A 1,017-nucleotide genomic window follows, 5' to 3' on the forward strand; every position below is an offset into this window, starting at 1 on the left:
CTGGTGCTGGGCTGGGGATCGACCTATGGGCCGATCACGGCGGCGGTGCGCCGGATCCGCCGCGACAAGGGCGCGATCGCGCAGGCCCACCTGCGCCACCTCAACCCCTTCCCGCACAACCTCGGCGACATCCTCACCCGCTACGACAAGGTGATCGTCCCGGAGATGAACCTCGGCCAGCTCGCCACCCTCATCCGGGCGAGATACCTGGTCGACGCACGCTCGCACACCCAGGTCAACGGCATGCCGTTCAAGGCCGAGCAGCTCGCCTCGGCACTCAAGGAGGCCATCGATGAGTGAGACACTCCTGAACCTCGTGCCCAAGGCCGAAGCCACCCAGACCATGAAGGACTTCAAGTCCGACCAGGAAGTCCGCTGGTGCCCCGGCTGCGGCGACTACGCCGTCCTCGCCGCCGTCCAGGGCTTCATGCCCGAACTCGGCCTCGCCCGCGAGAACATCGTCTTCGTCTCCGGCATCGGCTGCTCCTCCCGCTTCCCGTACTACATGAACACCTACGGGATGCACTCCATCCACGGCCGCGCCCCCGCGATCGCCACCGGGCTGGCCACCTCACGCCGTGACCTGTCGGTCTGGGTCGTCACCGGCGACGGCGACGCCCTGTCCATCGGCGGCAACCACCTCATCCACGCCCTGCGCCGCAATGTGAACCTGAAGATCCTGCTGTTCAACAACCGGATCTACGGGCTGACCAAGGGCCAGTACAGTCCGACGTCCGAGGTCGGGAAGATCACCAAATCGACCCCGATGGGCTCCCTCGACGCCCCGTTCAACCCGGTCTCCCTCGCGATCGGCGCCGAGGCCTCCTTCGTCGCCCGGACCGTCGACTCCGACCGCAGACACCTCACCGAAGTCCTCCGCCAGGCCGCCGACCACCCCGGCACCGCCCTCGTCGAGATCTACCAGAACTGCAACATCTTCAACGACGGCGCCTTCGAACCCCTCAAAGACAAAGACCAGGCGCAGGAGGCCGTGATCCGCCTGGAGCACGGCCGGCC

Annotated in this window: 1 protein-coding gene and 1 pseudogene; both read left to right on the top strand. The window is 67.1% G+C overall.

Annotation, left to right across the window (positions count from 1 at the left end; genetic code table 11):
- A pseudogene (locus tag ACZ3IJ_RS36210) lies at positions 1 to 300 on the top strand (2-oxoacid:acceptor oxidoreductase subunit alpha); the annotation flags it as partial.
- Positions 293 to 1,017: 2-oxoacid:ferredoxin oxidoreductase subunit beta (locus ACZ3IJ_RS36215; protein ID WP_467475474.1), on the top strand; the 725-nt coding region annotated here is incomplete at its 3' end. The pseudogene ACZ3IJ_RS36210 and the gene ACZ3IJ_RS36215, both read left to right, overlap by 8 nt.

The sequence above is a fragment of the Streptomyces sp. NPDC013317 genome, from assembly GCF_055563155.1.